This window comes from Alphaproteobacteria bacterium (assembly GCA_037200005.1).
GTDB lineage: Bacteria > Pseudomonadota > Alphaproteobacteria > UBA9219 > RFNS01 > JBBCGY01.
Genome location: JBBCGY010000002.1, coordinates 319,103 through 343,235 on the forward strand (window position 1 = coordinate 319,103; position 24,133 = coordinate 343,235).

General features: G+C 61.5%; 18 protein-coding genes. 15 read left to right on the forward strand and 3 right to left on the reverse strand.

The features are described from left to right. Positions 1–16: 16 nt before the first annotated feature. Both WDO70_11360 and mutS read right to left on the reverse strand, forming a co-directional pair. Complete coding sequence (locus WDO70_11360) at positions 17–6,748, reverse strand: hypothetical protein (protein ID MEJ0063759.1); 6,732 nt, start codon at positions 6,746–6,748, stop codon at positions 17–19. 172 nt (positions 6,749–6,920) lie between these two features. Then, positions 6,921–9,560: a DNA mismatch repair protein MutS gene (gene mutS, locus WDO70_11365; GenBank protein ID MEJ0063760.1), complete on the reverse strand. Its 2,640-nt coding sequence runs from the start codon at positions 9,558–9,560 to the stop codon at positions 6,921–6,923. Positions 9,561–9,625: 65 nt separating this feature from the next. Between mutS and WDO70_11370 the strand changes: the two genes are divergently transcribed. The 9 genes from WDO70_11370 to WDO70_11410 all read left to right on the forward strand — a co-directional run bounded on the left by WDO70_11370 (position 9,626) and on the right by WDO70_11410 (position 16,899). Beyond that, positions 9,626–10,306 carry a phenylalanine--tRNA ligase beta subunit-related protein gene (locus WDO70_11370; protein ID MEJ0063761.1) on the forward strand — a complete coding sequence of 227 codons (681 nt, stop codon included), beginning with the start codon at positions 9,626–9,628 and terminating at the stop codon, positions 10,304–10,306. Positions 10,307–10,316: 10 nt separating this feature from the next. Continuing rightward, on the forward strand, positions 10,317–10,715 hold the full coding sequence (gene acpS / locus WDO70_11375; protein MEJ0063762.1) for a holo-ACP synthase: 399 nt from the start codon (positions 10,317–10,319) through the stop codon (positions 10,713–10,715). Positions 10,716–10,822: 107 nt separating this feature from the next. Next, on the forward strand, positions 10,823–11,560 hold the full coding sequence (lepB, locus tag WDO70_11380) for a signal peptidase I (GenBank protein ID MEJ0063763.1): 738 nt from the start codon (positions 10,823–10,825) through the stop codon (positions 11,558–11,560). 136 nt (positions 11,561–11,696) lie between these two features. After that, positions 11,697–12,434 (forward strand): ribonuclease III, encoded by a 738-nt coding sequence (gene rnc / locus WDO70_11385; GenBank protein ID MEJ0063764.1) that lies wholly within the window; start codon positions 11,697–11,699, stop codon positions 12,432–12,434. Positions 12,435–12,442: 8 nt separating this feature from the next. Further along, on the forward strand, positions 12,443–13,240 hold the full coding sequence (gene surE / locus WDO70_11390) for a 5'/3'-nucleotidase SurE (GenBank protein MEJ0063765.1): 798 nt from the start codon (positions 12,443–12,445) through the stop codon (positions 13,238–13,240). After that, positions 13,227–13,577, forward strand: coding sequence for a DUF1491 family protein (locus WDO70_11395; protein ID MEJ0063766.1), 351 nt, complete (start codon positions 13,227–13,229; stop codon positions 13,575–13,577). Before surE ends, WDO70_11395 begins: the two co-directional genes overlap by 14 nt. 60 nt (positions 13,578–13,637) lie before the next feature. Next, positions 13,638–14,372, forward strand: a complete 735-nt coding sequence (locus WDO70_11400; GenBank protein ID MEJ0063767.1) for a SapC family protein — start codon at positions 13,638–13,640, stop codon at positions 14,370–14,372. Next, entirely contained in the window at positions 14,369–16,225 is a 1,857-nt protein-coding gene (locus tag WDO70_11405) for an extracellular solute-binding protein (protein MEJ0063768.1), read from the forward strand. Before WDO70_11400 ends, WDO70_11405 begins: the two co-directional genes overlap by 4 nt. After that, entirely contained in the window at positions 16,222–16,899 is a 678-nt protein-coding gene (locus tag WDO70_11410) for a hypothetical protein (GenBank protein MEJ0063769.1), read from the forward strand. The genes WDO70_11405 and WDO70_11410 overlap by 4 nt, the downstream gene beginning before the upstream one ends. Before the next feature lie 24 nt (positions 16,900–16,923). On the opposite strand, the gene WDO70_11415 is transcribed toward WDO70_11410, so the two are convergent. After that, complete coding sequence (locus WDO70_11415) at positions 16,924–18,204, reverse strand: SulP family inorganic anion transporter (protein MEJ0063770.1); 1,281 nt, start codon at positions 18,202–18,204, stop codon at positions 16,924–16,926. A gap of 86 nt (positions 18,205–18,290) precedes the next feature. Here WDO70_11415 and WDO70_11420 point away from each other — a divergent pair, with 86 nt between their 5' ends. The 6 genes from WDO70_11420 (at position 18,291) to WDO70_11445 (ending at position 24,132) form a co-directional block, all read left to right on the forward strand. Further along, on the forward strand, positions 18,291–19,406 hold the full coding sequence (locus WDO70_11420; protein ID MEJ0063771.1) for a microcin C ABC transporter permease YejB: 1,116 nt from the start codon (positions 18,291–18,293) through the stop codon (positions 19,404–19,406). Continuing rightward, entirely contained in the window at positions 19,403–20,428 is a 1,026-nt protein-coding gene (locus WDO70_11425) for an ABC transporter permease (GenBank protein ID MEJ0063772.1), read from the forward strand. The genes WDO70_11420 and WDO70_11425 overlap by 4 nt, the downstream gene beginning before the upstream one ends. Next, positions 20,425–22,017 carry an ABC transporter ATP-binding protein gene (locus WDO70_11430; GenBank protein ID MEJ0063773.1) on the forward strand — a complete coding sequence of 531 codons (1,593 nt, stop codon included), beginning with the start codon at positions 20,425–20,427 and terminating at the stop codon, positions 22,015–22,017. The genes WDO70_11425 and WDO70_11430 overlap by 4 nt, the downstream gene beginning before the upstream one ends. A 13-nt stretch (positions 22,018–22,030) precedes the next feature. Continuing rightward, positions 22,031–22,981: a prolyl aminopeptidase gene (gene pip, locus WDO70_11435; protein MEJ0063774.1), complete on the forward strand. Its 951-nt coding sequence runs from the start codon at positions 22,031–22,033 to the stop codon at positions 22,979–22,981. 10 nt (positions 22,982–22,991) lie between these two features. Beyond that, complete coding sequence (locus WDO70_11440) at positions 22,992–23,576, forward strand: protein-glutamine glutaminase family protein (GenBank protein MEJ0063775.1); 585 nt, start codon at positions 22,992–22,994, stop codon at positions 23,574–23,576. A gap of 94 nt (positions 23,577–23,670) precedes the next feature. Beyond that, positions 23,671–24,132, forward strand: coding sequence for a hypothetical protein (locus tag WDO70_11445; GenBank protein MEJ0063776.1), 462 nt, complete (start codon positions 23,671–23,673; stop codon positions 24,130–24,132). Position 24,133 lies beyond the last annotated feature (1 nt).

Genomic DNA, 24,133 nt, shown 5'->3' on the forward strand with positions numbered 1-24,133 from the left:
ATCAGATAGAGCCTGATTAGCTAATCTTCTTCAGCCCCCGTTCGATGCGGCCGACCATGGGGTCGTCGCTGTCGAATTCATCGTCGGCGTCGATATGCTCGATGACGCTGGTGAGCGAACTGACCAGTTCCTGGCCCTGGCCGCGTATGGATGTGCGCATCGCGTCAGCTTTCTGGCGTAATGCGTCCATCGCGTAGGAGATCGCCGCAAGCTCGCCGCGAGCCTGCTGCGCGACATGGGCCAGCCCTTCGGCCTGATCCTGCCAGCTCGCGCCGGCATTCTGCACCAGCCCCACCGCTTGCCGCGTATCCGTCGACAGCCGGTCGATATGCTGCTGCAGGGTTTCGCCGAGTTTCTGCAGTTGAGCGCCGACCTGCTCGGTGGTGTCGCGCGCGGAGCGGCGGCTGTCTTCCAGTTTTTCCTGCAGCGTGTCCACCTGGCCGATGCTGTGCTCCAGCGTGCCGGTCAGATAATCCTGCGATTGGCCGAGCGCCTCGCCCGCATGGGTGAGGTGCTTAAGCTGCGCGTCGAAGGTCGCGCCGAAGCCGAGCAGCAATTGCGCCGCTTCCTCGACCAGCGTGCGCAGAGTCTGGGTTTTGTCCGCGAGATTGGAACTGCCGACCGCCGTCGCCGCGCCAAAACGCTCCAGCAGGCGCTCGATATCGGCATGGGCGTCGAGCGTGACATGGCGCAGTGCGTTCGCTTGCTGCTCCAGACGTTCGGCGGTCGAGGCGACGCCGCCGTCGATGGCCGCGAGCTGGGTTTGCAGAGTCTGCTGCATCGCGTCGAGCCGCGCCTTGTATCCCTGACTGGCTTCCAGCAGGCGGTCTTCCGCCTTCTGGCCGAGATCGCCAAGCTGCGTGATGTTTTGCGCGAGAGCCTGGCTGCCGACCGCCAGCACCTTGCCGGTCGCTTGCGCCTGGCCGTCGAGATACACGATCTTGCCCATGAATTGCTCATGCGCCGCTTCCGCGCCCGAGCGGAGATGGGCGAGCCGGTCAGCGGCCTCGGCCAGTTGCGTCATGGAAGCCGCCGTTTCCGCGGCCAGCTTGCGCTGCTCCGCCGCGACGGAATCGCCGCCAAGCTGCACCTTCGCCGTCTGTTCGCTCAGTTGCTCGCCGAATTGCCGCAAGACGCCCGTCGCCTGTTCGACGGTGGCGTCCAGCGCCTGCATCTGCCGGTCGAATCCGGCTTGGCTCGCCGCCGCCGTGTCGGTGAATTTCCCGGCGCTGCCGTCCAGGAGCCGCAGGGTTTCCGCTGTCTGCTCGCGCAGCAGGGTTCCCGCGTTGGAAATCTGCTGGCTCGCCTCGGCGATGACGCCGGGCAGCTGGTCGCCCTGCGCGTGAATTTGCGCGGCGGCGGCGAGAAGATCATCGGTATGACCGTCGACTTTCGCCGCGATGGTCTGCGCCGCCTGCACGGCTGCCGTGCTGTGTTCGCCCAGCCGCTCTAGCTCTTCGCGCAGATGGATGATGACGCCCTGCAATTGCCCGGCGACCTGGCCGCCGAGATTCTGCGCCCTGTCTTCCGCGCCCTGCATGGCTTCGAGAATGTTCTTGAGCTGCAGCGCCGCCGTCGTGGTCTGTTCGGCCATTTGCGCGGTCTGCCGTTCGATCGTGGCGCCGGCGGCGTCGAGCGAGGTTTGCTCCTCGCGCAGCTGCTGGCCGAGATTTTGCAGCCGGGCATGCATGCGCAGGCCGGTTTCGTCGAGCCTGCCGATCTGGTCGAGGATCGTCTGCACGGTGCTTTCCGTCGAGATGCCGAATTGCAGCGAACTCTTGTCGAGCGCGCCGAGGATGTCGGCGGCCTGAGTCCGCAGGCGGGCTTCCGCGCCGTCGATCTGCTCCAGAACTTCCCGCAGTCCCTGGCGCATTTCGCCTTGGGTCTGTTCGCGCAACGCCTGATTGTGGTCCGACAATTCTCCGCGAATCTCCGTGTCGCTCTGGCGGATTTGCTCCAGAACCCCGGCGAATTGCCGGGCGGCTTCGGCGCCGCTTTGTTCGATTTGACTGAGAACGCTGAGATTCTGATCATGCAGGCGCTTCCCGCCCTGATCGGCCTGTTCCAATATCCGCGCCAAGCCGTCGGCGAGAGCCGAAGCTTCGGCTTGCGTCCGGTTGCGCAGTTCTTCGGCGTGCGATGTGAAGCGGTTCTGCACGTCGGTATTGCTTTGCTGAATCTGCTCGAGAATGTCGGCGAAACGCTGCCCCACCTGGGCGCCGCTATGCTCGACCTGCCTGAGGATGTCGGTGCTCTCGTCGCGCATATATTCCGCGCCCCTGTCGATTTTTTCGAGCAACTGCACAAGAGTTTCGGTGAAGGCCGACGTTTCCGCCGCAGCCCGGCCGCGCATTTCTTCGGCATGGCCGGTGAAGCTCTTTTGCGCTTCGGCATTGCTGTGCTGAAGCTGTTCGAGAATATCGGCAAGACGTTGTTCCGTCAGATTGCCGCTTTCCTCGATCTGCCCGAGAATTTCGGCATTCCGGCCGCGCAGATATTCTCCGCCCCTGTCGATCTGTCCGAGCAACTGCGCAAGAGTGTCCGCGAAAGCCGATGCTTCGGTATGCGTCTGCCCGCGCAGTTTTTGCGCGAAAGTGCCGAATTGGTCGTGGATTTTCGCGGTATCCCGGTCGATCTGGCCAAGCACGCCCGCGATCTGCTCCTGAATCGCGCCGCCGCTACGGTCGATGGCGCCCATGACGCCCTCGGCCTGGTTTTTAAGCCGCGCGCCGCTTTCCTCGAACCGGGCGAGGAGCCTGACGAGGCTCTCCGCCGCGAGTCCGGTTTCTTCCTGCGCCTGTTCGCGCAGCTGCGATGCATGATCGCTGAGATCGCTGCGGATCTGCGCGGTGTTTTGCCGGATCTGGTCGAGTACGCCGCCCAGTTCCTCTTGGGCAAGCGCGCCGCTGCGTTCGATCTGCTCCAGAATGTCCGAGCTTTGGCTGCGCAGCCGCTCGCTGCCGCCGTCGAATTGGCCGAGCAATTGAGCGAGGCTTTCGGCGAACAAGGCGGCTTCCGTCCGGGCCTGATCGCGCAAGGTTCTGACATGCGACAGAAGCTCTTCGCGGATTTGTGCGCCGCCCTGGCCGATTTGGTCGAGCGCGGCGGCGGTTTGCTGCTGCACCATGGACGCGCTTTGGCTGATGGCGTCGAGGATTTCCGCAGCGCCGGTTCTGAGCCGCGCATGGCTGCCGTCGATATGGCCGGTAATTTGCGCCATGCTGTCGGCGATCCCGGCAGTTTCTTCCTGCACCTGCTCGCGCAGGGCGCGGGCGTTGCCGGCGAGTTCGCCGGTGACGGCGATGACGGAGCGGATTTGCTGTTCGGCGCGCTGCGTCTCGGATGCGACGGCCTGCGCTTCGCCGGCGAAGCTCACGCCCGCGTCGCGGACGTCCGCCAGCGTGGTTTCGGCTTTCTTGTCGAAGCTGGCGAGAGTTTCGGTGATCGTTTGCAGCGCGTTTTGCAGGCGGTCGGCGGCGGATTCCGCCGTGACGGCGGAATGGCCGTGCGCTCCGGCGAGGTTGCCGAACAGGGCCATGAGATCGTCGGTTTGTTTCTCGATGGCGGATTTGGCCGCCTGCTGCTCGTCGGCGATCTGCCGCGCGGCGGCGCTCAGCGCGTTCAGCGGCAGTTCGAGAGTCTGTTCGAGCTCGCGCGCCATTTCTCCGGCGACTTGCGCCAGGGTTTCCATTTGCCCGGCGCGATCCTGAATTTGCAGGGCGCTGGCTTCGGTCAACGCGCCGAAGCGGCCATGCGCTTCCTCGACATTGCCGAGAGCGGCGGCGGCGTGCTGACGCAGCTGCTCGCTCATGTGCTGCAGGCGGTCGACATTCTGCTGCAATTGAGAGGCCAGGTTCGCGCTTTGCTGTTCCAGCGCGTCGCCGGTCTCGGAACTCTTCTCGCCGAGCGTCATGATTTGCGCGGTCAGCGTGTTCACCTGCCGGTCGTTCTGCCGGGTCAGCTCGTCGAGCCTCGCGGTCTGTTCTCCGACCGCCTGGCCGGTGCGCTCCAGCGCCAGCACGGCGGTATCCGCGCTGGCATGCAGCACGTTCTGATGCTGCTGCAGCGCCATGCCGGCCGTTTCGATGCGCGCGAGATTCTGCGCGATATTGTCCTGCACTTCGGACGTCAGGCGGCCGCTGTCTTCGCATAGCTGCTTCAACTGGCCGGTGATCTTGGCTCCTACGCCGGAAATCTGCCATGCGGTGGTCTGCAATTGATCGTTGCCGTGACTGATGACGGTCAGGCGGTCGCGCATGATCTTGTCGAAGCTTCCCATGTCGTTGAGGGAGCGCAGCACCAGTTCCTGAAGCTTGGCGGCTTCGCCTTCCAGTTCGCCGGTCAGGCCGGAGGCAAGTTCATGGAACCGTCCGCCCGCGCCGTCCATTTGCGCATAGGCGGCGTCGGCGCGATCCTTGATCGCCTCGCTCGCCGAAGCGAACTGGCTTTGCAATTGCGCCAATTGCCGCGCCATGGAATCGAGATATTGCTGCAGGCTGGCCTGGCTCTGCGCGGCGGCGTTTTGCGTCGCGATGCCCGACTCTTGCAATTGTCCGGCGGATTGCCGCGCCGTCGCAACCAGCTGCTCGGCGGTCGCTTCCATATCGCCGCCGATGCGTTCCAGATCGCCGAAGACGCGTGCTGCGCGCGCGCCGAGGCTGTCGACATTGCGCTCGAGCAGGCCGGATGCGGCGGCCAGATTTTTCTCCGTGTCGCGTGCCAGCGATGCCTGTTGCTGATGCGCGTTCGTCAGGCGCGATATCATGGAGGATATCGCTCCGTCGCTTTGCGCCGCCGAGACGCCGATGCGTCCGCTGACCGTCTCGAGCTGTTCGAGAAGCTCGCCGAGCCGCTGCTGCGTCTCGTCGATCTGGGCGCGATGGCTGCCGGTATGAGAGCTTGCCTGCGCGACGGCGCTTTCGTAATGGCGCGCGGATTCGGCAAGGCGCTGGATTAAATTCTGCGCATCGTCCTGCAATTGCTGCGTGACGGCGTGGCAACGCTCCATGCTGCCTTCCGCCGTGTCCGCGAGGCCGTTCGTGGCCGCGCGGAGCGTCTCCTGGACATCGCCGGCGGCGCCGACGGCCTTGGCAAGCAATCCCGCGAGCGTTTCCCGCTGCTGCGTCATGCGAATGTCGCTGGCTTCTAGGCGGTTGCCGAATTCGTCGACATGACGCTCGATGCTCTTGGCGTGGCCCGCGAACAGTTCGGCGGCATGCTCGGTCGCCGTCTTGAGTTCCCGCTCGACGACGCTGTAGCGTTCGATGCCTTCGTGAAGCTGTTCCGCGGTCTTCGCCAACTGTCCGGGCAGGACATTACCGATCTGCTGCAATTCGTTCGTCCGGCCGGCAAGGTTTTTGCCGCTGCTTGTCAGCGCGGCGCTCGCGGCTTCGGCTTCGGCTTCGAAACGGGCCAGGGTGGTTTCAAAAGCCTGCCCGGATTGCGCGAGCAGCGCCTGCGTCCGCGCGACGGCGTTGTTGCCGGTTCCGGCGAGCTTGGCGTTGGCGGACTCGGCTTCGGCAGCGAAGCGGGCCAGAGTGGTTTCAAGAGCTTGTCCCGATTGGGCGAGCAATGCTTGCGTTTGCGCGATGGCGTTTTCTCCGGTTCCGGCGAGCTTGGCATTAGCGGCTTCGGCTTCGGCGGCGAAACGGGCCAGAGCGGTTTCAAGAGCTTGTCCCGATTGGGCGAGCAATGCTTGCGTTTGCGCGATGGCGTCCTTCCCAGTTCCCGCCAGCGTGGCGTTGGCGATCTCGACTTCGGCGGTGAAACGCGCCAGGGCGGTTTCAAGCGCCTGTCCCGATTGCGCGAACAGCGCCTGCGTCTGCGCGGCGGCGTCTTTGCCGGTTCGGTCGAGCGCGATGCTTGCGGTTTCGGCTTCGGCGGCGAAACGATCAAGAAGGGATTCGAGGCTCTGTTCGGATTCCGCGAGCACGGCTTTGACGGAACCGGCGGCGCTGAGGATATCGATTTCCTGCGACTTCAGATGGTCGCGGAGTTCCACGCCGTCAGCCTTGGCGGCAGCGAGGCTCTGCGTCAGGCTCTTGCTGCCGCTGTCGAGCTCCTGAAGCGTTTCGTTCAGCGTCAGGCGCGTGGTATCGGCGGTGTCGGCGATGCTCCTGTTGGCGCCGCGCAGTTTTTCGACAACTTCTTCAAGCAGCCTCAGCCGGGTGGACAGCATGGAATCGAATTTCTCGGCGGCTTCGGTGATTTTCCCGGCTTCGTCGACCTGATCCAGGCTGTGGCGGGTGATGTCCTTGACGGCGGCTTTTTCGAGTTCGAGGCGATGGAGAAGACGGGTGATTTCCTCTTCGCCCGCCGTGCTGCCCTGCCGCAGCAGTTCGAGCTGATCGCGGAGCGCGGCGTTGAATTTCTGCACGCGGTTTTCCGCGATGCTGTGTTCGCCGAAGATCAGGTTGAGCTGTTTGCGCAGCGGGTCGGTCGCGACCTGGATATCGTTCGCGCGCTGCAGATAGGCGGTGACCATCCATATAAGCGCGATCGGCGACGCCAGCGCGGATAGGCCGAGCGCCCAGTTGACCAGCGGCACGCCGCCGAAGCTTTTGGTTTCGCCGCCGGTAAGAAGGGCGGTTGCCACCAGCACGATCCATACGACCGATAGCGCGAGGCCGATCCAGAACGGGATGGCGGAAAAATTGCGATCCGCCGCCGGAGGCACGGAGATTTTGTAGGTTTTGACTGTTTTCGTCGTGGCGGGCTTCGCCATTGGCAAGGGTTCTTGCTCAGCCATATTCATCTCCTGAAATGCATCGCCATCGAAACGAGTTTTCGACCTTAGCCGCGCGAAGCTGTGAATAAAAGCAATTTACATAGATTCAGGTCTTATCGATAAAATAATCCACAGATAATACAGGGGCATGTCCGGTGGGCTTTGGGTGGGTTGGGGAATTTCTTTAATAAAATCATTTAACTAGCGATTTTAACTCATAAATTTCCCGTAACGCGTCTTTTGGGGTTAAGTCGTCCGGATCGAGGTTTTTGAGACGATCCAGCGCGGGCGATACCGATTCCCGCAGCACCGCCGGGGCCGTGGACGCGGTAAAAAGCGGCAGGTCTTTCGCCGATTCTTTCTGTTCCAGCGCGGCAAGAAAACTTTCGGCGCGGGCGATGACCGCGGGGGGCAGACCGGCAAGCTTGGCGACATGGATGCCGTAGGAACGGTCGGCGGTTCCGGGCACGACTTCATGCATGAAGATAATGTCGTTCTGCCACTCCTTGATTTTCATGGTGTGGCAGGAAAGGTGCGGCAGCCGTTCGGCCAGCGTCGTCAATTCGTGATAATGCGTCGCGAACAAGGCCCGTGAGCGGTTCTGGTCATGCAGATGCTCGATCACCGAAGCGGCGATGGCCATGCCGTCATAGGTCGCCGTGCCGCGCCCGATTTCGTCCAGGATGACGAAGCTGCGTTCGGTGGCCTGGTTCAGGATGGCGGCGGTTTCCACCATCTCCACCATGAAGGTCGAATGCCCGCGCGCCAGATCGTCGGCGGCTCCCACGCGGCTGAACAGCCGGTCGATGATTCCGATTTTCGCTTCCGCCGCCGGGACGAACGATCCGACATGCGCCAGCACGGCGATCAGCGCGTTCTGGCGCAGGAAGGTCGACTTGCCCGCCATGTTCGGCCCGGTGAGCAGCCACAGGCGCTGCGCATCCTGCAGATCGCAGTCATTGGCGATGAAGCTCGCGGCGCTGGTTTGCGCGAGCGCCTGCTCCACCACCGGATGCCGCCCGCCCCGGATGGAGAAATCCGCGCCGTCCGTTAAAACCGGACGGCAATAACGATGATCCTGCGCCAGAACCGCGAGGCCCGCCGTCACGTCGAGCAGCGCCATGGACGCCGCCGCCATGCGGATGGCCGCGATGCGTTCCATGACCATCTCGGCGAGATCGGCGAAAATCTGCAATTCGAGTGAAAGCGCCCGCGCCGCCGCTTCGGCGATTTTCTTTTCCAGTTCGCTAAGCTCCACCGTCGTAAAGCGCGCGGCGTTGGCAAGCGACTGGCGGTGGATGAACAGTTCCTTGCGGTCGTGCAGCTTGTCGGCATGCAACGCGGTGACTTCGATATGATAGCCGATCACCTGATTATATTTGATCTTCAGGCCAGTCACGCCGCTTTCATGGGCGTAACGCTGCTGCAGGCCGATGACGAGTTTCTGGCCGTCGTCGCGCAGGCTCATAAGCTCGTCGAGCGCCGCGGTATAACCGGGCGCGATGAATCCGCCGTCGCGGGCGAGCAGCGGCAGATCGTCCTTCAGCGCCCGGGACAGATGATCGGCCAGCGCGGCGTGATCGCCAAGCCCTTCCATCGCTTCGGCCAGCAAGGACGGCATTTCGCCGCGCGGCATGGCGAGCAAATGGCTGCGCATCGCGGCGGCTTGAGCCAGCGCGTCGCGCAGCGCGGCAAGATCGCGCGGCCCGCCGCGCTGAAGCGCGATGCGTGCCAGGGAGCGTTCGAGATCGGGACTCTGCCGCAGATTCAGGCGGAGACGCTCGGCGCTTTCCCGGCGGGCGATGAAATATTCGACGGTATTGAGCCTCGCATCGATCGCCGCGACCTCGTTCAGCGGCGCGGCGAGCCACGACGCCAGCATCCGCGCGCCCGCGCCGGTTACGGTGCGGTCGATGGCGGCGAGCAGCGACTCCTTGCGCTCGCCTTTCATATTGCGCGTGAGTTCGAGATTGCGCGACGTCGCGGCGTCGATGGCCATGACGCTGCCCTGGCGCACCTGCTGCGGGGGAGACAGATGGCGCAGTTCATGTTTCTGCGTCAGTTCGGCATAGTCGATCAGCGCGCCCAGCGCGGCGATCTCGGCGCGGCGAAAATCGCCGAAGGCCGTCAGCGTGCCGACATTATATAAGGCATGCAATCTCTTGGCCGCGTTGGCGCTGTCGAAGCGGCTACGGGGCAGGGGGGTCAGCGCCGCTTTGAACGGCGCGAGGCTCGCATGCATCTCGCGCTCGGCCATGTCGTCGGGCAGCAGGATTTCTCCGGGCTGCAGCCGCTCGGCCAGCGCGCCGATGTCTTCCGTGCGCAATAACTGGACCGCGGGCCGGCCCGCGGTCAGGTCGAACCATGCCGCCGCCGTCTCGCCGCCGATTTCGGCGATGGCAAGCAGATGATTATGCTGCCGCGTATCGAGCAGCGTATCTTCGGTCAGCGTGCCGGGCGTGACGATGCGGACGACCGAACGCCCGACGATGGATTTCGCGCCGCGCTTGCGCGCCTCGGCGGGGCTTTCCGTCTGTTCGGCGATGGCGACGCGAAAGCCTTTGCGGATCAGCTTGGCGAGATAGGATTCATAAGAATGCGCGGGAACGCCGCACATCGGAATGTCCTGCCCCTGATGCTGGCCGCGCCGCGTCAGCGCGATGTCGAGCGCCTGCGACGCCTGCACCGCGTCGTCGAAAAACAATTCATAGAAATCGCCCATCCGGAAGAACAGCAGCGTTCCCGGATGCTGGGCCTTCAGCGCCATATACTGCGCCATGACCGGCGTCGCTTCCGGCGCGTCGGGCGGTATGAGATGGAGGGCGGTGGACATCGGCGGCGGATCATCCATAATGGTTCATCAATATGCGAACAGGAATTAATCAGGAGCCGGGGTAAATGTCCACCATTGTTCCCATCCGTTTTTCCGTGACGCCTGAAGTGACGGCTCTGGGCGTGAAGGTTGCATGTTTTGCGGTTTATGGATTGGACAACGCGGCCTATGGCCCGGCGTTCGAATCTTTCCGGAAAAGCAGGCTCGGCGAACTAAAATCTAAATGGGAACGGGCAACCTATGCCGAAGACCCGATTCTTAAAGGGTTCAGGCAATTGCATGAAAAGATAGGCAAAACCGGAAAACGATGGACATCGTCGCCGGAAAATCTCCGCCGGTTATTGCTCGAACTTGAAGATTTTCCGAAAATCAACCCGGTAGTCGATATCTACAATGTCGTCTCTCTGGAAACCGGGCTTGCGCTGGGCGCGCATGATATCGCCAGCATCGCGGGAGGCGTGACTTTAAGATTAACGACCGGGTCTGAAAAATTCTGGCCTATAGGCGCGAAGGAAACTGAAAAAGTCAGCGCCGGAGAATACGCTTATTGCGACGATGACAATGAAGTCATTTGCCGCATGGAGGTGCGGCAGGTCGAAAAAACCAAAGTCACGCATGAATCGAAAGACATATTTTTCATCGTCCAGGGTCATGACGGCATGCCGGAGGCGGCAATTCGCCAGACGGCCGAAAATCTCGCAGGCATGATCACAAGCGATCTTGGCGGAAGGCCGGTTTATCTGTAATGTCGTAACCATGATCCTCGGCATCGGCTCAGACCTTATCGACATACGGCGCGTTGAGAAAATCATGGTGCGTTATGGCGAACGATTCATGCGGCGGCTCTTCACCGAGACGGAAATCGCCAAGGCGAACATGCGCGCCAATCCGGTCCCCACATACGCCAAACGCTTCGCGGCCAAGGAGGCCTGTTCCAAGGCGCTCGGCACCGGCATCAGCGCGGGGGTGTTTTTCCGCGACATGGGCGTGGTCAATTTGCCGACCGGCCAGCCGACGATGCAGCTGACCGGCGGCGCGCTTGCGCGGCTTCGGGCCATGACCCCGCCCGGCATGACGGCGCGGATTCACCTGACGATCACCGACGAGCATCCGCTGGCCGAGGCGCTGGTCATGATCGAGGCGGTAAGCCCTTGACGCCGCGCGGCGGTTCAGCGCAGGTTGCGCCATCATTTCACCACTTTTGCAGCGATATTTAAACCATGGCCGACAGCGCCCTGAAGCAACCTTCCACAGGACAAGACATGCGTTCCCGCGAAAGCGTGCCCGATACGTTCCGCACCATTCTCTACGCGGTCATGATCGCGCTGGTGATCCGCGCGCTGGCGTTCGAGCCGTTCAATATTCCCTCAAGCTCGATGGTGCCGGGGCTGCAGGTGGGGGATTACCTGTTCGTCTCGAAATTTTCGTATGGCTACAGCAGTCTTTCGACGGCCTGGGGCTTGCTGCCGCTCAAAGGGCGGATCGGCGGCCATCCGCCGGAGCGCGGCGACGTGGTGGTGTTCAAGCTTCCCACCGACACGCGTACCGATTACATCAAGCGGCTGATCGGGCTGCCCGGCGAGAAGATCGAGGTAAAATCCGGCGTTGTCTATATCAATGACAAGCCGCTCGCGCGCGAACGCATCGGCCCGATCATGCTCGAGGACAGGGAAGGGCTGCTGATACGCCCCGCGACCGAGTATCGCGAGAGCACCGCCGAAGGCAAAAGCTATAAGACGGTGCAGGAATACGATAACGGCCCGCTCGATAATTTCGGCCCGATCCAGGTTCCCCCCGGCAAATACTTCATGATGGGCGACAACCGCAACAACTCGCAGGACAGCCGCGTCGCCAGCAAAGTCGGCTTCGTGCCGGAGGAAAATCTCGTCGGCCGCGCGCAGGTCACTTTTTTCTCGCTGACCTCCGACGCCAGCTTCTGGCAATTTTGGAAATGGCCGTTTGCCATCCGGTGGGAGCGGATGTTCAAGAAGATCGTTTGATGGCCCGCATTATAGGGTAGGGCTTAAGGCGCATCTTCCAGGGTTTCCATAGGAAAAAGTCCCAACCCCTTCAAGAAAATAGCCTTTTTTACGCTGCCGCTTGCGATTCCAGGCCCGGGCGCACTAGAATGCCCCCATGGGCGAAAGCAAAACCACGATAATGGCGCAAGACAGTGCCGAGTTCACCGAGCGTCTGGGGCACCGGTTCAACCAGCCGCAGGTGCTGCAGGACGCCTTGACGCATCCGTCGCTGGCGGGGAAAACGCGGCGCAAGAATGCCGCGACCGCCTATGAGCGGCTCGAATTCCTGGGCGACCGGGTGCTGGGCCTTAGCGTCGCCTCATGGCTCTATGAATTATTTCCCGACGCCAGCGAAGGCGAGCTTTCCAAGCGCCATGCCGAACTGGTCAACCGGGTGACGCTCAAGAAAATCGCCGTCGTCATCGAACTGCCGCGATTCCTGCGCGTGGCGCGCGGCGAGCAGGCGGCGGCGCAGCGTAGCCAAACTGTATTATCCGATGCCATCGAGGCGGTGATCGGGGCGCTTTATCTCGACGGCGGCATGGAGGCCGCGCAGGGCTTCATCCGCCGCCATTGGCAGGTGACGCTCGACCGCCAGGACAAGGCCGAGCCGCCCGCCGATCCCAAAACCACGCTGCAGGAATGGGCGCAGGCGCGCGGATTGCCGCTGCCTGCCTATAAGGTCGCGGAGCGCGACGGCCCCGCCCATGCGCCGCGTTTCGTGATCGAGGTCACGGTGCAGGGCCAGCCTTCGGCTAGGGCGGAAGGCCCGTCGAAGCGCGAGGCCGAGAAGCTGGCCGCCGCCGCGATGCTCGAGCAATCCGGCATGACCGCGGCGAAGAAAAAGGGTTAAGTGACGCCATGACCGAAAAAATCCGCTTGCCGCGCATTCTTGTGACGAACGACGACGGCGCCGACGCGCCGGGACTCGCGCTGCTGGCCGAAATCGCTTCAGGCTTGGCGGAGGAAGTCTGGGTCGTCGCGCCCGAGCGCGATTGCAGCGGCACCAGCATGATGATGGCGCTGCGCGACTCGATCCGCGTCGCGGCCAGGGGCGAACGCCGTTATATCGTGCGCGGCACGCCGGGCGATTGCGTGGTGATCGCGTTGCATCATCTGATGAAAGACAAACCGCCGCAATTGCTGCTTTCCGGCATCAATGCGGGATCGAACCTGGGCGATGAAGCCAATCTCTCGGGCACGCTCGGCGCGGCGCTGGCCGGGCTGATGCTCGGCATTCCGTCGATCGCCATCAGCCAGGAATGCGTGCGCGATCAGCCGGTGAAGTGGGAAACCGCGAGAACGCATCTGCCGGGGCTGCTGCAGATCCTGCTGGGGCAGGGCTGGCGGCGCGATACCTGCCTGTCGGTGAACATCCCCGACGCGCCTCCCGAGCAAATCCGCGAAATCGCCTGGACGCGGCAGGCGCAGAAGACCATCGCCGGCATGAGAGTCGATGCGCGCAGCGATTTGCGCGGCGACGCTTATTTCTGGATGGCGCTCGACCGCAAGCCCGCCGAGCCGGATTCCCTCAGCGATGTCGCGGCGCTGCGCCGCAAGCGGATTTCGGTAAGCTGCATGGGCCTCGACCGCAGCATCGATCCCGGCCGCCGGATCATGCCGCTCGATCCCGAAGCGGACGAATATGCCGGAACCTGAATTCGACACGCGATTGCCGGCCGAGCTTGTCGTCAGCGCTCATATCCGGCTAGCCGCGCAGCAGGGTGTGCCCATCGTCGTCGTTCGCAAGGGCGATCCGCAAGGCGGCGCTATTCTGCTCAAGATCAACCGGTTGGACGGCACGGCTCATCTTTTGACGCAGGTGCGCGCCGACAGCGAACTGGTCTGGTCGCCGCTGCAGGCGCTAGACCCCATGCCGGAAGCCGATGCCGACAGCCTGATGCGCCGTCAGGGCGAATTCGATCCGGATTTATGGCTGATAGAGATCGAAGACCGTCAGGGACGGCACTGGTTTCCGGGGAAGCGGGTAACTTGACATGCCGCAAGCCGCCTTTCACACTGCCTCTCGTCCCTCATCCGCAAGGAAAGTCCCCGCATGAACACCACGCCCGCCCCTCAGCCCGCTTTGCCGTTATTCTACACTCAGGTTCGTCCGCTCGACCGGGTTCAGGATGCCGATCTGCGCATTCGCCGGGGAGCGGATTTGCGCTTCACCGCCACCACCAACGCCATTCCGCTGGTGGGCGAGGAATTCCCGTTCGCGGCCAGCGATTATCCGATCGTCTTTTCTCCCGCGCCCACGCCGGTGCCGGTGGCGGTCGTCGGTCTGGAGCGCGACAAGAACCTGATGGTGGATGCCGCCGGCCAATGGATGCGGCGCAGCTATATCCCCGCCTATGTACGGCGTTATCCTTTCATTCTGGTCGAAGACCCGGATAACCAAAAACTGGTGCTGTGTTACGAAGAGAACGCGCCGCATTTGTCGCCGCAGGGCGAATTGCCGATGTTTGAAAATGGCGAGCCGTCGGAAACGGTCAAGCTGGCGCTCGATTTCTGCATGGCGCTGCGCGAGCAGGGCACGGCCACCGACGCCTTCGTTCAGGCATTGCAGGCGCAGGAGTTGCTGCAGCCGGCCAATGTCGAAGTCATGGCGGGAGGCGGCGCCAAAGTGCATATGGACGGCTTTCTGACCATCGACCGCCAGCGTTTCATGGCGCTGCCCGCCGCCGTGATCGCCGACTGGCATAAGCGGCAGTGGCTCGACCTGGTCTATGCGCATTTCATATCGGGCTTGCGCTGGCAGACGCTGGCGGATATCGCGTCGGCATGATCATGCGGATAATATCGATCCTGCTGCTGATCCTTGGCGTCGCGATGGGGCAGGCGAAGGCCGCGGAATCCGCTGCCGCGGAGCCGGTTCCTCATTACGGCGTCGCCCTGCGCGGCGAGCCGAAATACGCCCCGGATTTCCAGCATCTCGATTACGTCGATCCGGACGCGCCGAAAGGCGGCGAACTGCGGCTCGGCGCGCAAGGCACTTTCGATACCGTCAATCCGTTCATCCTGAAAGGGGTGACGGCGGTGGGATCGGCGCTTCCTTTCGATTCTTTGATGGACGCCACCGCCGACGAGCCGTTCAGCCAATATGGGCTGGTCGCGAAAACCGTGACGATCGCGCCGGATCGCAGCTGGGTGAGCTATGAACTGCGCCCCGAAGCGCGGTTTCATGACGGCCACCCCATCACCGCCGACGACGTTATTTTCTCTTTCACGATGCTGAAGGAAATCGGCCACCCGCAATATCGCAGCTATTACAAGGATGTCGTGAGCGCCAAAAAGCTGGACGATCACAATGTAAAATTCACCTTCAAGGACGGAGGCAATACGGAACTGCCGCTGATCATGGGGCATTTGCCGGTCTTGCCGAAGCATTTCTGGGAAGGAAAAAATTTCGCCATGACGACCGTGCAGCCGATCCTCGGCAGCGGGCCTTACAAGATCGCCAGCATCGATCCCGGCCACCGCATCGTCTATGAGCGCGTCAAGGACTGGTGGGCGAAAGATTTGCCGATTAACCGCGGGCGCTATAACTTCGACCGCATCAGCTATGACTATTACCGCGATTCGACCGTGGAGCTCGAAGCCCTGTTCGCGGGCCGCTATGATCTGCGCACGGAGAACACCGCCAAATACTGGGCGACGGCCTATACCTCGCCCGCCGTGAAGTCCGGCGCCATCATCAAGCAGGAAATTCCGAACCAGCTGCCGTCGGGGATGCAGGGCTTCGTCCTCAATCTTCGCCGCGAGATTTTTCAGGACGTGCGGGTGCGCGAGGCGCTCGATCTCGCTTTCGATTTCGAATGGTCGAATAAAAACGTCGCCTACGGAGCCTATAAGCGCACGCAAAGCTATTTCGCCAATTCGGAACTGGCGTCCACGGGACTGCCGGGACGGGAAGAGCTGGATATTCTGACGCCTTATCGCGGAAAAATTCCCGATGATCTTTTCCTCAAGGAATATAAAGAGCCGGTCACCGACGGTAGCGGCGATAACCGCGACAATTTACGCCGCGCGACGGACTTGCTGCGGGAGGCAGGCTGGGTCACGGATACCGGCGGTTTTTTGACTGATAAACGAGGCACGACATTCCGTTTTACCCTCCTGGACAGCGACACGCGTTTCGAGCGCTGGATTCAGCCATGGCTGCGCAATCTCGAACGGCTCGGCATCAGGGTCGAGTATCGCGTCGTCGATCCGGCGCAGCTGCAAAATCGCAAGGATCATTTCGATTTCGACGTGATCATCGATGTGTTTCCGCAATCCCTGTCGCCCGGCAACGAGCAGCGGGATTACTGGACGTCCGCGAAAGCCGATGTGTTCGGCAGCAGAAATCTCGCCGGCATTCACAGCCCCGTGGTCGATGATCTGGTCGAGAAATTGATCCGCGCGCCAGACCGTGAATCGCTGATCAATCATTGCCGCGCGCTCGATCGTGTCCTGCTGTGGGGACATTACGTGATTCCGCACTGGAACACGGGGATTCACCGTCTCGCTTATTGGGATAAATTCGGCCAGCCTAAGGTTGCGCCGAAATACGGTCTCGGCTTCATGGATACCTGGTGGATCGATCCGGCCAAGGCGAAAGGGCAAGCCGCCGAACCCGCGAAAGCGCCCGCGCCATGATCGATGGCGGCGAAGACATGGGTAAGGAAGAACGGGCGCTACGCTACGCATGGCGTGCCTGGAAATCCGAAACCAATTTATATTGGAAAAGATTTTTCCATTTCTGGATCGTGACGGTGCTGGCTCTTGCCGGATACTGCGCCGTGATGATGACGCCTGCCGCCCAAGACGATGGCGTGCAGAAGAATCTGGGCTTCATCATAAGCTGCGTGGGACTGGTCTTTTCCTATTCGTGGTTCCTGACCAACCGCAACAGCCAGTATATGCAGGAGAACTGGCAGGCGCACATCGATCTGCTGGAGGATCACGTCACCGGCCCGCTCAGCAAGACCCGCTATGGCAAAGATGTGGAGTCCTGGGATTTTCTGGAGGGGTTCGCGCTGACCGCGCGCCCCGTTTCCACTTTCGCCGTCAATCAGGTCTTGGGCCTGTTCGGCCTGGCCGTGTGGCTGACCTGCATGCTGGTCGCGCTGGGCATCAAAACGCCGGAAGACATCTCCGAAAAATATCTGCCCTATGCGGGCCTGATTACCGCGCTGCTGATCGTTTATGCGATGTACACGGTATCGAAGAAGCTGGACCTCCATGCGCGCGAGGAAGGCCCGAACAGCGACTATGCAGTCGGCAAGACGGTGCGCAAGATATTCGTCGTTAAATCAGGAAAAGGGGAGTAATTCTCCCCGCATGTCTGAGAATAATCAGATATGCCGCTGCTTTCGCCCCCGCCCCATCACCGCCGACAGCGCGATGCCGACTCCGATTGCTACCGAAAGATCGATCAGTACCGTCAGCGCGAAGGTGACGGCCAGCACGATGCGATCCCGGTGCGAGGCATGGCGCAGATAGCCGGGCAGATGCCTGGCCTCGCTCATATTCCAGGCGACGATGAACAATACCGCCGCGAGGCTGGTCAGCGGCACGTATGAGGCCAGCGGTGCGGCCGCCAGCATGATCGCCAGCAGCCAGACGGCGTGCATGATGCCCGCGACCGGCGAGCGCGCGCCGGAGCGGATGTTGGCGGCGGTGCGGGCGATGGCTCCCGTGGCGGGCAGGCCGCCGAACAGCGCCGAAGCGGCGTTGGCGACGCCTTGCGCCACCAGTTCGCAATTGGAGCGGTGCTGACGGCCGATCATGCCGTCGGCGACGACGGCGGAAAGCAGGGATTCGATCCCCGCCAGCACGGCGATGGTGAGCGCGCTCGGAAACAGCAGCCGCATCTGTTCCCATGTCGCATGGGGCAGGGACGGCATGGGAAGTTCGTGAGGAATGCCGCCGAAGCGCGAACCTATCGTCGGAATTTGCAGATGCAGCGCGAGCGCGAACAGAGAGCTCATGCTGACGGCCAGAAGAAATCCCGGCCATTTAGGAAGATATTTCGCATAACCGACAATGACGCCGAAGGTCAGAACTCCTAGCGCGACGGCCATGGGCTGCATCGTCCCTATCGCGGCGAAATAGGCCTGCCATTTGCCGATGGGGTCTCCCGGCTCATGGGCGACGGTCAGCCCCATAAACGTGCCGACCTGGCTCGTGGCAATGATGATGGCGATGCCGGCGGTGAATCCCTTGATGACGGATTGAGGGATATATTTGACGTAAGTGCCAAGGCCAAGAAGCCCGGCGGCGACCAGCATGAATCCCGCCATCAGCGTCGCCACGATCATGCCGTTATAGCCGAACTGCTGGATGATGTTGAACACCACCACGACGAAGGCTCCCGTCGGGCCGCCGATTTGCACCCGGCTTCCGCCCAGGGCGGAGATAATCAGCCCGGCGACGATGGCGGTGATAAGCCCCTTGTCCGGCGTCGTGCCCGACGCGATTGCCAGTGCCATCGCCAGCGGCAGGGCGACGATGGCGACCGTCAGGCCGGCAAGGGCGTCGTGACGAAAATCGTCAAAATGATATCCCTGGCGCAAGATGGTGAATAGCTTGGGCACCAGAAGGTTCGGCGCATGGTGAGCGGTAGCGTGTGTCATGATAACACTATTGTGTTTACCACCCAATTGTAGCCAAAATATGTTTAAGTAAGGTTTACCAATCCTTTCCGCCCTTTCCGCGAGCCATGCTGCATTACATCATCCGCCGCTTGCTGTTCATCATCCCGACCTTGTTCGGGATCATGGTGCTGAATTTCCTGATCGTGCAGGCCGCGCCCGGCGGGCCGGTGGAGCAGGTGATCGCGCAGCTGCACGGCAACGCAGCCGACGCCACGGCGCGTTTCAGCGGCGGTGGCGGCGACGGCGCGCAGACGGGATCGCAGACGACGATGCAGGGTCAGGCCGATTACGCCAACAGCCGTTATTCCGGCGCGCGCGGCGTCGATCCGGAATTCATCAAGGAACTGGAAAAGCAATTCGGCTTCGACAAGCCGCTGCATGAGCGCTTCCTGCATATGATGGGCAATTATCTGCGCCTCGATTTTGGCGAGTCATATTTCCGCAACGAAAAGGTGGCCGATCTGGTCATCAGCAAAATGCCGGTATCGATTTCGCTCGGCCTGTGGACGACGCTGATCGTCTACCTCATCTCCATTCCGCTCGGCATCAGGAAGGCGGTCAAGGACGGCACCCCCTTCGACGCATGGACCAGCATGGCGATCATCATAGGCTACGCGATTCCGGAATTCCTGTTCGCCGTGCTGCTGATCGTGATATTCGCGGGCGGGCGGTATCTCGACTGGTTTCCGCTGCGCGGCCTGGTGTCGGAGAATTGGCACGATCTGTCATGGCCGCAGCGGATTCTGGACTATCTGTGGCATATTGCCTTGCCGGTCATATCGATGGTGATCGGCGGCTTCGCTTCGCTCACGATGCTGACCAAAAACTCGTTCCTCGACGAAATCGGCAAGCAATATGTCATCACCGCCCGCGCCAAGGGACTTGAGGAAAAGCGCGTGCTGTACGGTCATGTTTTCCGCAACGCCATGCTGATCGTGATCGCGGGCTTTCCCCAGGCTTTGATCGGCGTGCTGTTCACCGGCGCTCTGCTGATCGAGGTGATTTTCTCGCTCGATGGGCTGGGATTGCTCGGATTCGAGTCCGCCGTGAATCGCGACTATCCCGTGATGTTCGGCACGCTGTTCTTTTTCACGCTGTTCGGGCTGGTGCTGAATTTGATCGGCGACATTATGTATATGCTGGTCGATCCGCGCATCGATTTCGAGGAGCGGCAGTCATGATCGCGCTGTCTCCCGTCAATCGCGAACGCTGGAGGAAATTCTGCGCCCATCGGCGCGGATTCTGGTCGCTGTGGATTTTTCTGTTCCTGTTCACGGTGACGCTGTTCGCGGAATTCATCGCCAACGACCGGCCTTTGCTGGTCTATTACGGCGGCTCGCTGTATGTCCCGGTACTGGTGGACTATCCCGAAACCAAATTCGGCGGCGAATTCGGCACCAACGCCAATTACCGCGACGCCTATGTGGCGGATAAAATCAATAAGCAGGGATGGATGCTGTGGCCTCTGATTCGATACAGCTACGATACCATCAATTATAATCTCCAGGTTCCAGCGCCTTCGCCGCCGTCTGCCGAGAATTGGCTGGGCACGGACGACCAGGGGCGCGACGTGCTGGCGCGGGCGATCTACGGTTTTCGCATTTCCGTGCTGTTCGGGCTTACGCTGACCATTTTGTCCTCGATCATCGGCATCATGGCCGGCGCGGTGCAGGGCTATTTCGGCGGGCTGACCGACCTGCTGCTCCAGCGTTTCATCGAAATCTGGTCGGGCATGCCGGTGCTTTACCTGCTGATCATCATGGCGAGCATGGTGCAGCCGAATTTCTGGTGGCTGCTTCTGCTCATGCTGATTTTCTCCTGGATGCATCTGGTCGGCGTGGTGCGCGCCGAATTTCTCCGCACCAGGAATTTCGATTATGTCCGCGCCGCCAAGGCGATGGGAGCGGGCGATATCGCCGTGATGACGCGGCATATTCTGCCCAATGCCATGACGGCGGCACTGACCTATATGCCCTTCGTGCTGAACGGCGCCATCACGACGCTGACGGCGCTGGATTTCATCGGCTTCGGCCTGCCGCCCGGATCGCCTTCCCTTGGAGAACTGCTCAATCAGGGCAAGAATAACCTGCAGGCGCCGTGGCTCGGCTTGACCTCATTCTGCGTGATCGCCCTTCTGCTCAGCCTGCTGGTTTTCGTCAGCGAAGCGGTGCGCAACGCCTTTGATCCGCGCAGGAAAGCATGAGCCTGCTCGAAGTCGACAACCTCGCGGTGAATTTCACCGGCGGCAACAAAATCGTCGCCGCCGTGCGTGGGGTTTCGTTTGCGCTCGATCGCGGCGAGACGCTGGGGATCGTCGGCGAATCCGGTTCCGGGAAATCGGTCACTGCCTTGTCGATCATGCAATTGCTGCCCTATCCCAGCGCCGAACATCCGAGCGGCAGCATAAAATTCCAGGGCCAGGAATTATGCGGCGCTCCCAGAAAAATGCTGGAAAAAATTCGCGGCAACAGAATCGCGATGGTGTTCCAGGAGCCGATGACGTCGCTCAACCCGCTGCACACGGTCGAGCGGCAGGTCGCCGAAGTCCTGTTCCTGCATAAAAAAATGTCGCGGATCGCGGCGCGGGCGCGGGTGATCGAGCTTCTCAGCCTCGTCGGCATTCCGCAGCCGGTGACGCGGCTCGCATCCTATCCCCATGAGCTTTCCGGCGGGCAGAGGCAGCGGGTGATGATCGCGATGGCCTTGGCGAACGAGCCGGATATCCTGATCGCCGACGAGCCGACCACGGCGCTCGACGTGACGATCCAGGCGCAGATTTTGCGCTTGTTAAAAGACCTTCAGCAAAAGCTTGGCCTCGCCTTGCTGCTCATTACTCACGACCTCAACATCGTGCGTAAAATGGCGAAGCGCGTCTGCGTCATGCGGCATGGTGAGATTGTCGAGCAGGGCGATATCGAGCAGGTGTTCACCGCGCCGCGGCACCCCTATACCAGACAGCTTCTCGCCGCCGAGCCTAAGGGAGAAGCGGTGACGGTCGCCCCGGATGCGCCGGAGATCCTCGCCGCCGATCATGTCAAAGTCTATTTCCCGATTAAGCGCGGCGTGCTTCGCCGCACGGTCGATTACATCCGCGCCGTCGATGATGTTTCGCTGCGCCTTCGCGCGGGCGAGACGCTGGGGGTCGTCGGCGAGTCCGGTTCCGGCAAGACCACGCTAGGGCTGGCGCTGCTGCGCTTGCTGCCGCTCCAGGGGAAGGTGGTTTTCCTCGGGCGCGAGATGACGGCGCTGCCGCGTCACGAGCTTCGCAGATTGCGCCGCGACATGCAGGTGGTGTTCCAGGACCCGTACGGCAGCCTCAGCCCGCGCCTGACCATTGGTGAAAGCGTGGCGGAGGGGCTGAAGATTCACACTATCGGCACGCCCGCCGAGCGCGCCGCGCGGGTGGATGATATTCTGCGCGAGGTCGGCCTGTCGCCTGAAATGAGTGGGCGTTATCCGCACGAATTTTCCGGCGGCCAGCGGCAGCGCATCGCCATCGCCCGCGCCATGATCCTGCATCCGAAATTCATCGTGCTGGATGAGCCGACTTCGGCGCTGGATATGTCGGTGCAGGCGCAGATCGTGGATTTGCTGCGCGATCTGCAGCGCAAGCACGGCCTCGGCTATTTGTTCATCAGCCACGATCTTCGCGTCGTCAAGGCGCTCGCGCATCAGGTGATCGTGCTGAAGGACGGCAAGGTGATCGAAAGCGGCAGCAGCGAGAAAATCTTCGCCGCGCCGGAGCAGAATTACACCAAGGCGCTCATGTCGGCGGCGTTTAATTTGGAATGATCGAGGGGAAGAGATGAGAGACTGGTATCCCGAGCGCAAGCCCTATGCGACGCATCGGCTGAAAGTATCGTCCCTGCATGAGCTTCATATCGAGGAATGCGGCAATCCGAAAGGCGAGGCGGTCATATGGCTGCATGGCGGACCGGGAAGCGGTCTTTATAGAAATCACGGGCGGCAATTCGATCCGGAATTTTACCGTATCATTCTCTTTGATCAGCGCGGCTCGGGGCAAAGCACGCCCTATGCGGACGTCAGGGAGAACACGACGCGGGATTTGATCGCCGATATCGAGAAAATCCGCGAATATTTTGGAATTTCCCGCTGGCTGGTCGCCGGGCGGTCATGGGGCGCCACGCTTGCGCTGCTCTATGCTCAGGCGCATCCGGAGCGCGTCACGGCGCTTTTCCTCGCGGCCATATTTCTGTGCGACACCCAATCCATTCGCTGGCTGTTTCAGGATGGCGCGAGCCGCATTTATTCCCAGGCGTGGGAGGAATATGTCGCTCTTGTGCCGCCGGAGAAGCGCGGCGACATCATGAAAGCCTATGGTGACATGCTGCTCGGCGAGAATCAGGAAATAGCGCTTAAGGCCGCTCGCGCCTGGAGCATATGGGAAGGCCATACCTGCAGCGTCTTGCCTGACCCCGGTTTCGTGGCCGATTTCGCAGCCGACAATGCGGTGCTTTCCCTGGCCAGGCTTGAGCATCATTATTTGAGTCGAGGGGGCTTTGTCGAAGAAGGCCATATTCTAAAGAATGCGCATAAAATCGCCCACATCCCCGTGAAGATCGTTCATGGCCGTTACGACATGAACTGCACCTATGACAATGCATGGAAGCTGCATCAGGCGCTGCCAAAATCGGAATTGATCACCATTCCTCTCGGCGGGCATGCGACCAACGATCCGGCGACGGTCGATGCGCAAATCCGCGCGGCGGATGCATTGAAGGCGATGGCGGGGTGAGCCGCTATCTATGATCCCCAATCTCCGCGAATTATACGGGCTGCTGGAAAAAGTTCCGCAGCTCGTTAGCACTGATCCGCGCATGGGATGCATCGCGCGGGCGCAGATCGTCGGATCGCTGCTGCATCAGCGCGGCTTGCGCGTCGGGCGGGCATGGATTTTGCCGATGTTCGAGCGCGTGAATTTTTACGCGCCGCTTTACGACATGAAGGGAAAGCCGCTGAAGGATGCCGCGCATAAAAGCCGCGCGGCCCGATGGCGTTATCACTGCTCGGCGTGCCTGCTGGATTTTCCCGGCGATTGGGTCGTGGATTTTCCGTTGTTCGCCGCACCCATCCGCGCCTCGGCGTGGCATGAGGCTTTTATCGAAACGCAAAGCCGGTATGCAAGAGGGCAGGGGATCGAACTGCGCCTTGCCGTTCTGCCGTTCCATGAGCTGCCGCCGCGCCAGGTGCTGCGCGATAATCCCAAGGCGCAAAAGCAGAACAGATTCCTGACGGTGGAACGGCTGGCGAAGCTCGTGAGTTTTTCGCCGATAAAAATCCCGCCGGAGCCGGTGCTGTTCAAGCCGAATCCGGTATCTCCGCGCCGTTAACCAAGAAATGAAAGTATTACGGCGATTGCCTTCCGGCAATTCGGCTGGGTATAGTCGCGCCTATTATGCAATGGCGAATTTACGGGGCAGAAAAATGAGCGGACAAAATCTTGCGATAATTCTCGATTTCGCGCGCGGCGAGGGTGTCGATCGCAGCCTTCCGGCGCCCTTTTTCAGGGATTTGCATGGAGCGGTTCTTCGCACCGACATAGGGGTCCTGCAGGCCGGCGCGCTGGCCGCCAGGCTTTTCAGCCACGCCGAAGCCGCCGCGCCGGAATCGGAATTGCGGTCGCACGCTTGCGGCATTATTCGCACGCTTGTCGCGAAATACCCCATTATCGCCACCGACGACAAGCTGAAGAGCCGGGGGGTGGAAATGTACAGCAATAGCGCGCCGCCCAAGGCCGACGAGGCCAAAGCGATGGCAAGGGGCGTGGTTTACGATCTGGTGCTGGCGTTCCAATGCGCGCGGGAAGCGATGCGGGGGCAAAGGATGCCCCGGCAGCCAAATCGCAGCGGCCCGAGCGAGGGCAATTCCGGGCCAACGCCGGTATAAT

Coding starts and splice junctions, on each gene's coding strand:
- WDO70_11360 (MEJ0063759.1), bottom strand. CDS start 6,748: ATGGCTGAGCAAGAACCCTTGCCAATGGCGAAGCCCGCCACGACGAAA.
- mutS (MEJ0063760.1), bottom strand. CDS start 9,560: ATGTCCACCGCCCTCCATCTCATACCGCCCGACGCGCCGGAAGCGACG.
- WDO70_11370 (MEJ0063761.1), top strand. CDS start 9,626: ATGTCCACCATTGTTCCCATCCGTTTTTCCGTGACGCCTGAAGTGACG.
- acpS (MEJ0063762.1), top strand. CDS start 10,317: ATGATCCTCGGCATCGGCTCAGACCTTATCGACATACGGCGCGTTGAG.
- lepB (MEJ0063763.1), top strand. CDS start 10,823: ATGCGTTCCCGCGAAAGCGTGCCCGATACGTTCCGCACCATTCTCTAC.
- rnc (MEJ0063764.1), top strand. CDS start 11,697: ATGGGCGAAAGCAAAACCACGATAATGGCGCAAGACAGTGCCGAGTTC.
- surE (MEJ0063765.1), top strand. CDS start 12,443: ATGACCGAAAAAATCCGCTTGCCGCGCATTCTTGTGACGAACGACGAC.
- WDO70_11395 (MEJ0063766.1), top strand. CDS start 13,227: ATGCCGGAACCTGAATTCGACACGCGATTGCCGGCCGAGCTTGTCGTC.
- WDO70_11400 (MEJ0063767.1), top strand. CDS start 13,638: ATGAACACCACGCCCGCCCCTCAGCCCGCTTTGCCGTTATTCTACACT.
- WDO70_11405 (MEJ0063768.1), top strand. CDS start 14,369: ATGATCATGCGGATAATATCGATCCTGCTGCTGATCCTTGGCGTCGCG.
- WDO70_11410 (MEJ0063769.1), top strand. CDS start 16,222: ATGATCGATGGCGGCGAAGACATGGGTAAGGAAGAACGGGCGCTACGC.
- WDO70_11415 (MEJ0063770.1), bottom strand. CDS start 18,204: ATGACACACGCTACCGCTCACCATGCGCCGAACCTTCTGGTGCCCAAG.
- WDO70_11420 (MEJ0063771.1), top strand. CDS start 18,291: ATGCTGCATTACATCATCCGCCGCTTGCTGTTCATCATCCCGACCTTG.
- WDO70_11425 (MEJ0063772.1), top strand. CDS start 19,403: ATGATCGCGCTGTCTCCCGTCAATCGCGAACGCTGGAGGAAATTCTGC.
- WDO70_11430 (MEJ0063773.1), top strand. CDS start 20,425: ATGAGCCTGCTCGAAGTCGACAACCTCGCGGTGAATTTCACCGGCGGC.
- pip (MEJ0063774.1), top strand. CDS start 22,031: ATGAGAGACTGGTATCCCGAGCGCAAGCCCTATGCGACGCATCGGCTG.
- WDO70_11440 (MEJ0063775.1), top strand. CDS start 22,992: ATGATCCCCAATCTCCGCGAATTATACGGGCTGCTGGAAAAAGTTCCG.
- WDO70_11445 (MEJ0063776.1), top strand. CDS start 23,671: ATGAGCGGACAAAATCTTGCGATAATTCTCGATTTCGCGCGCGGCGAG.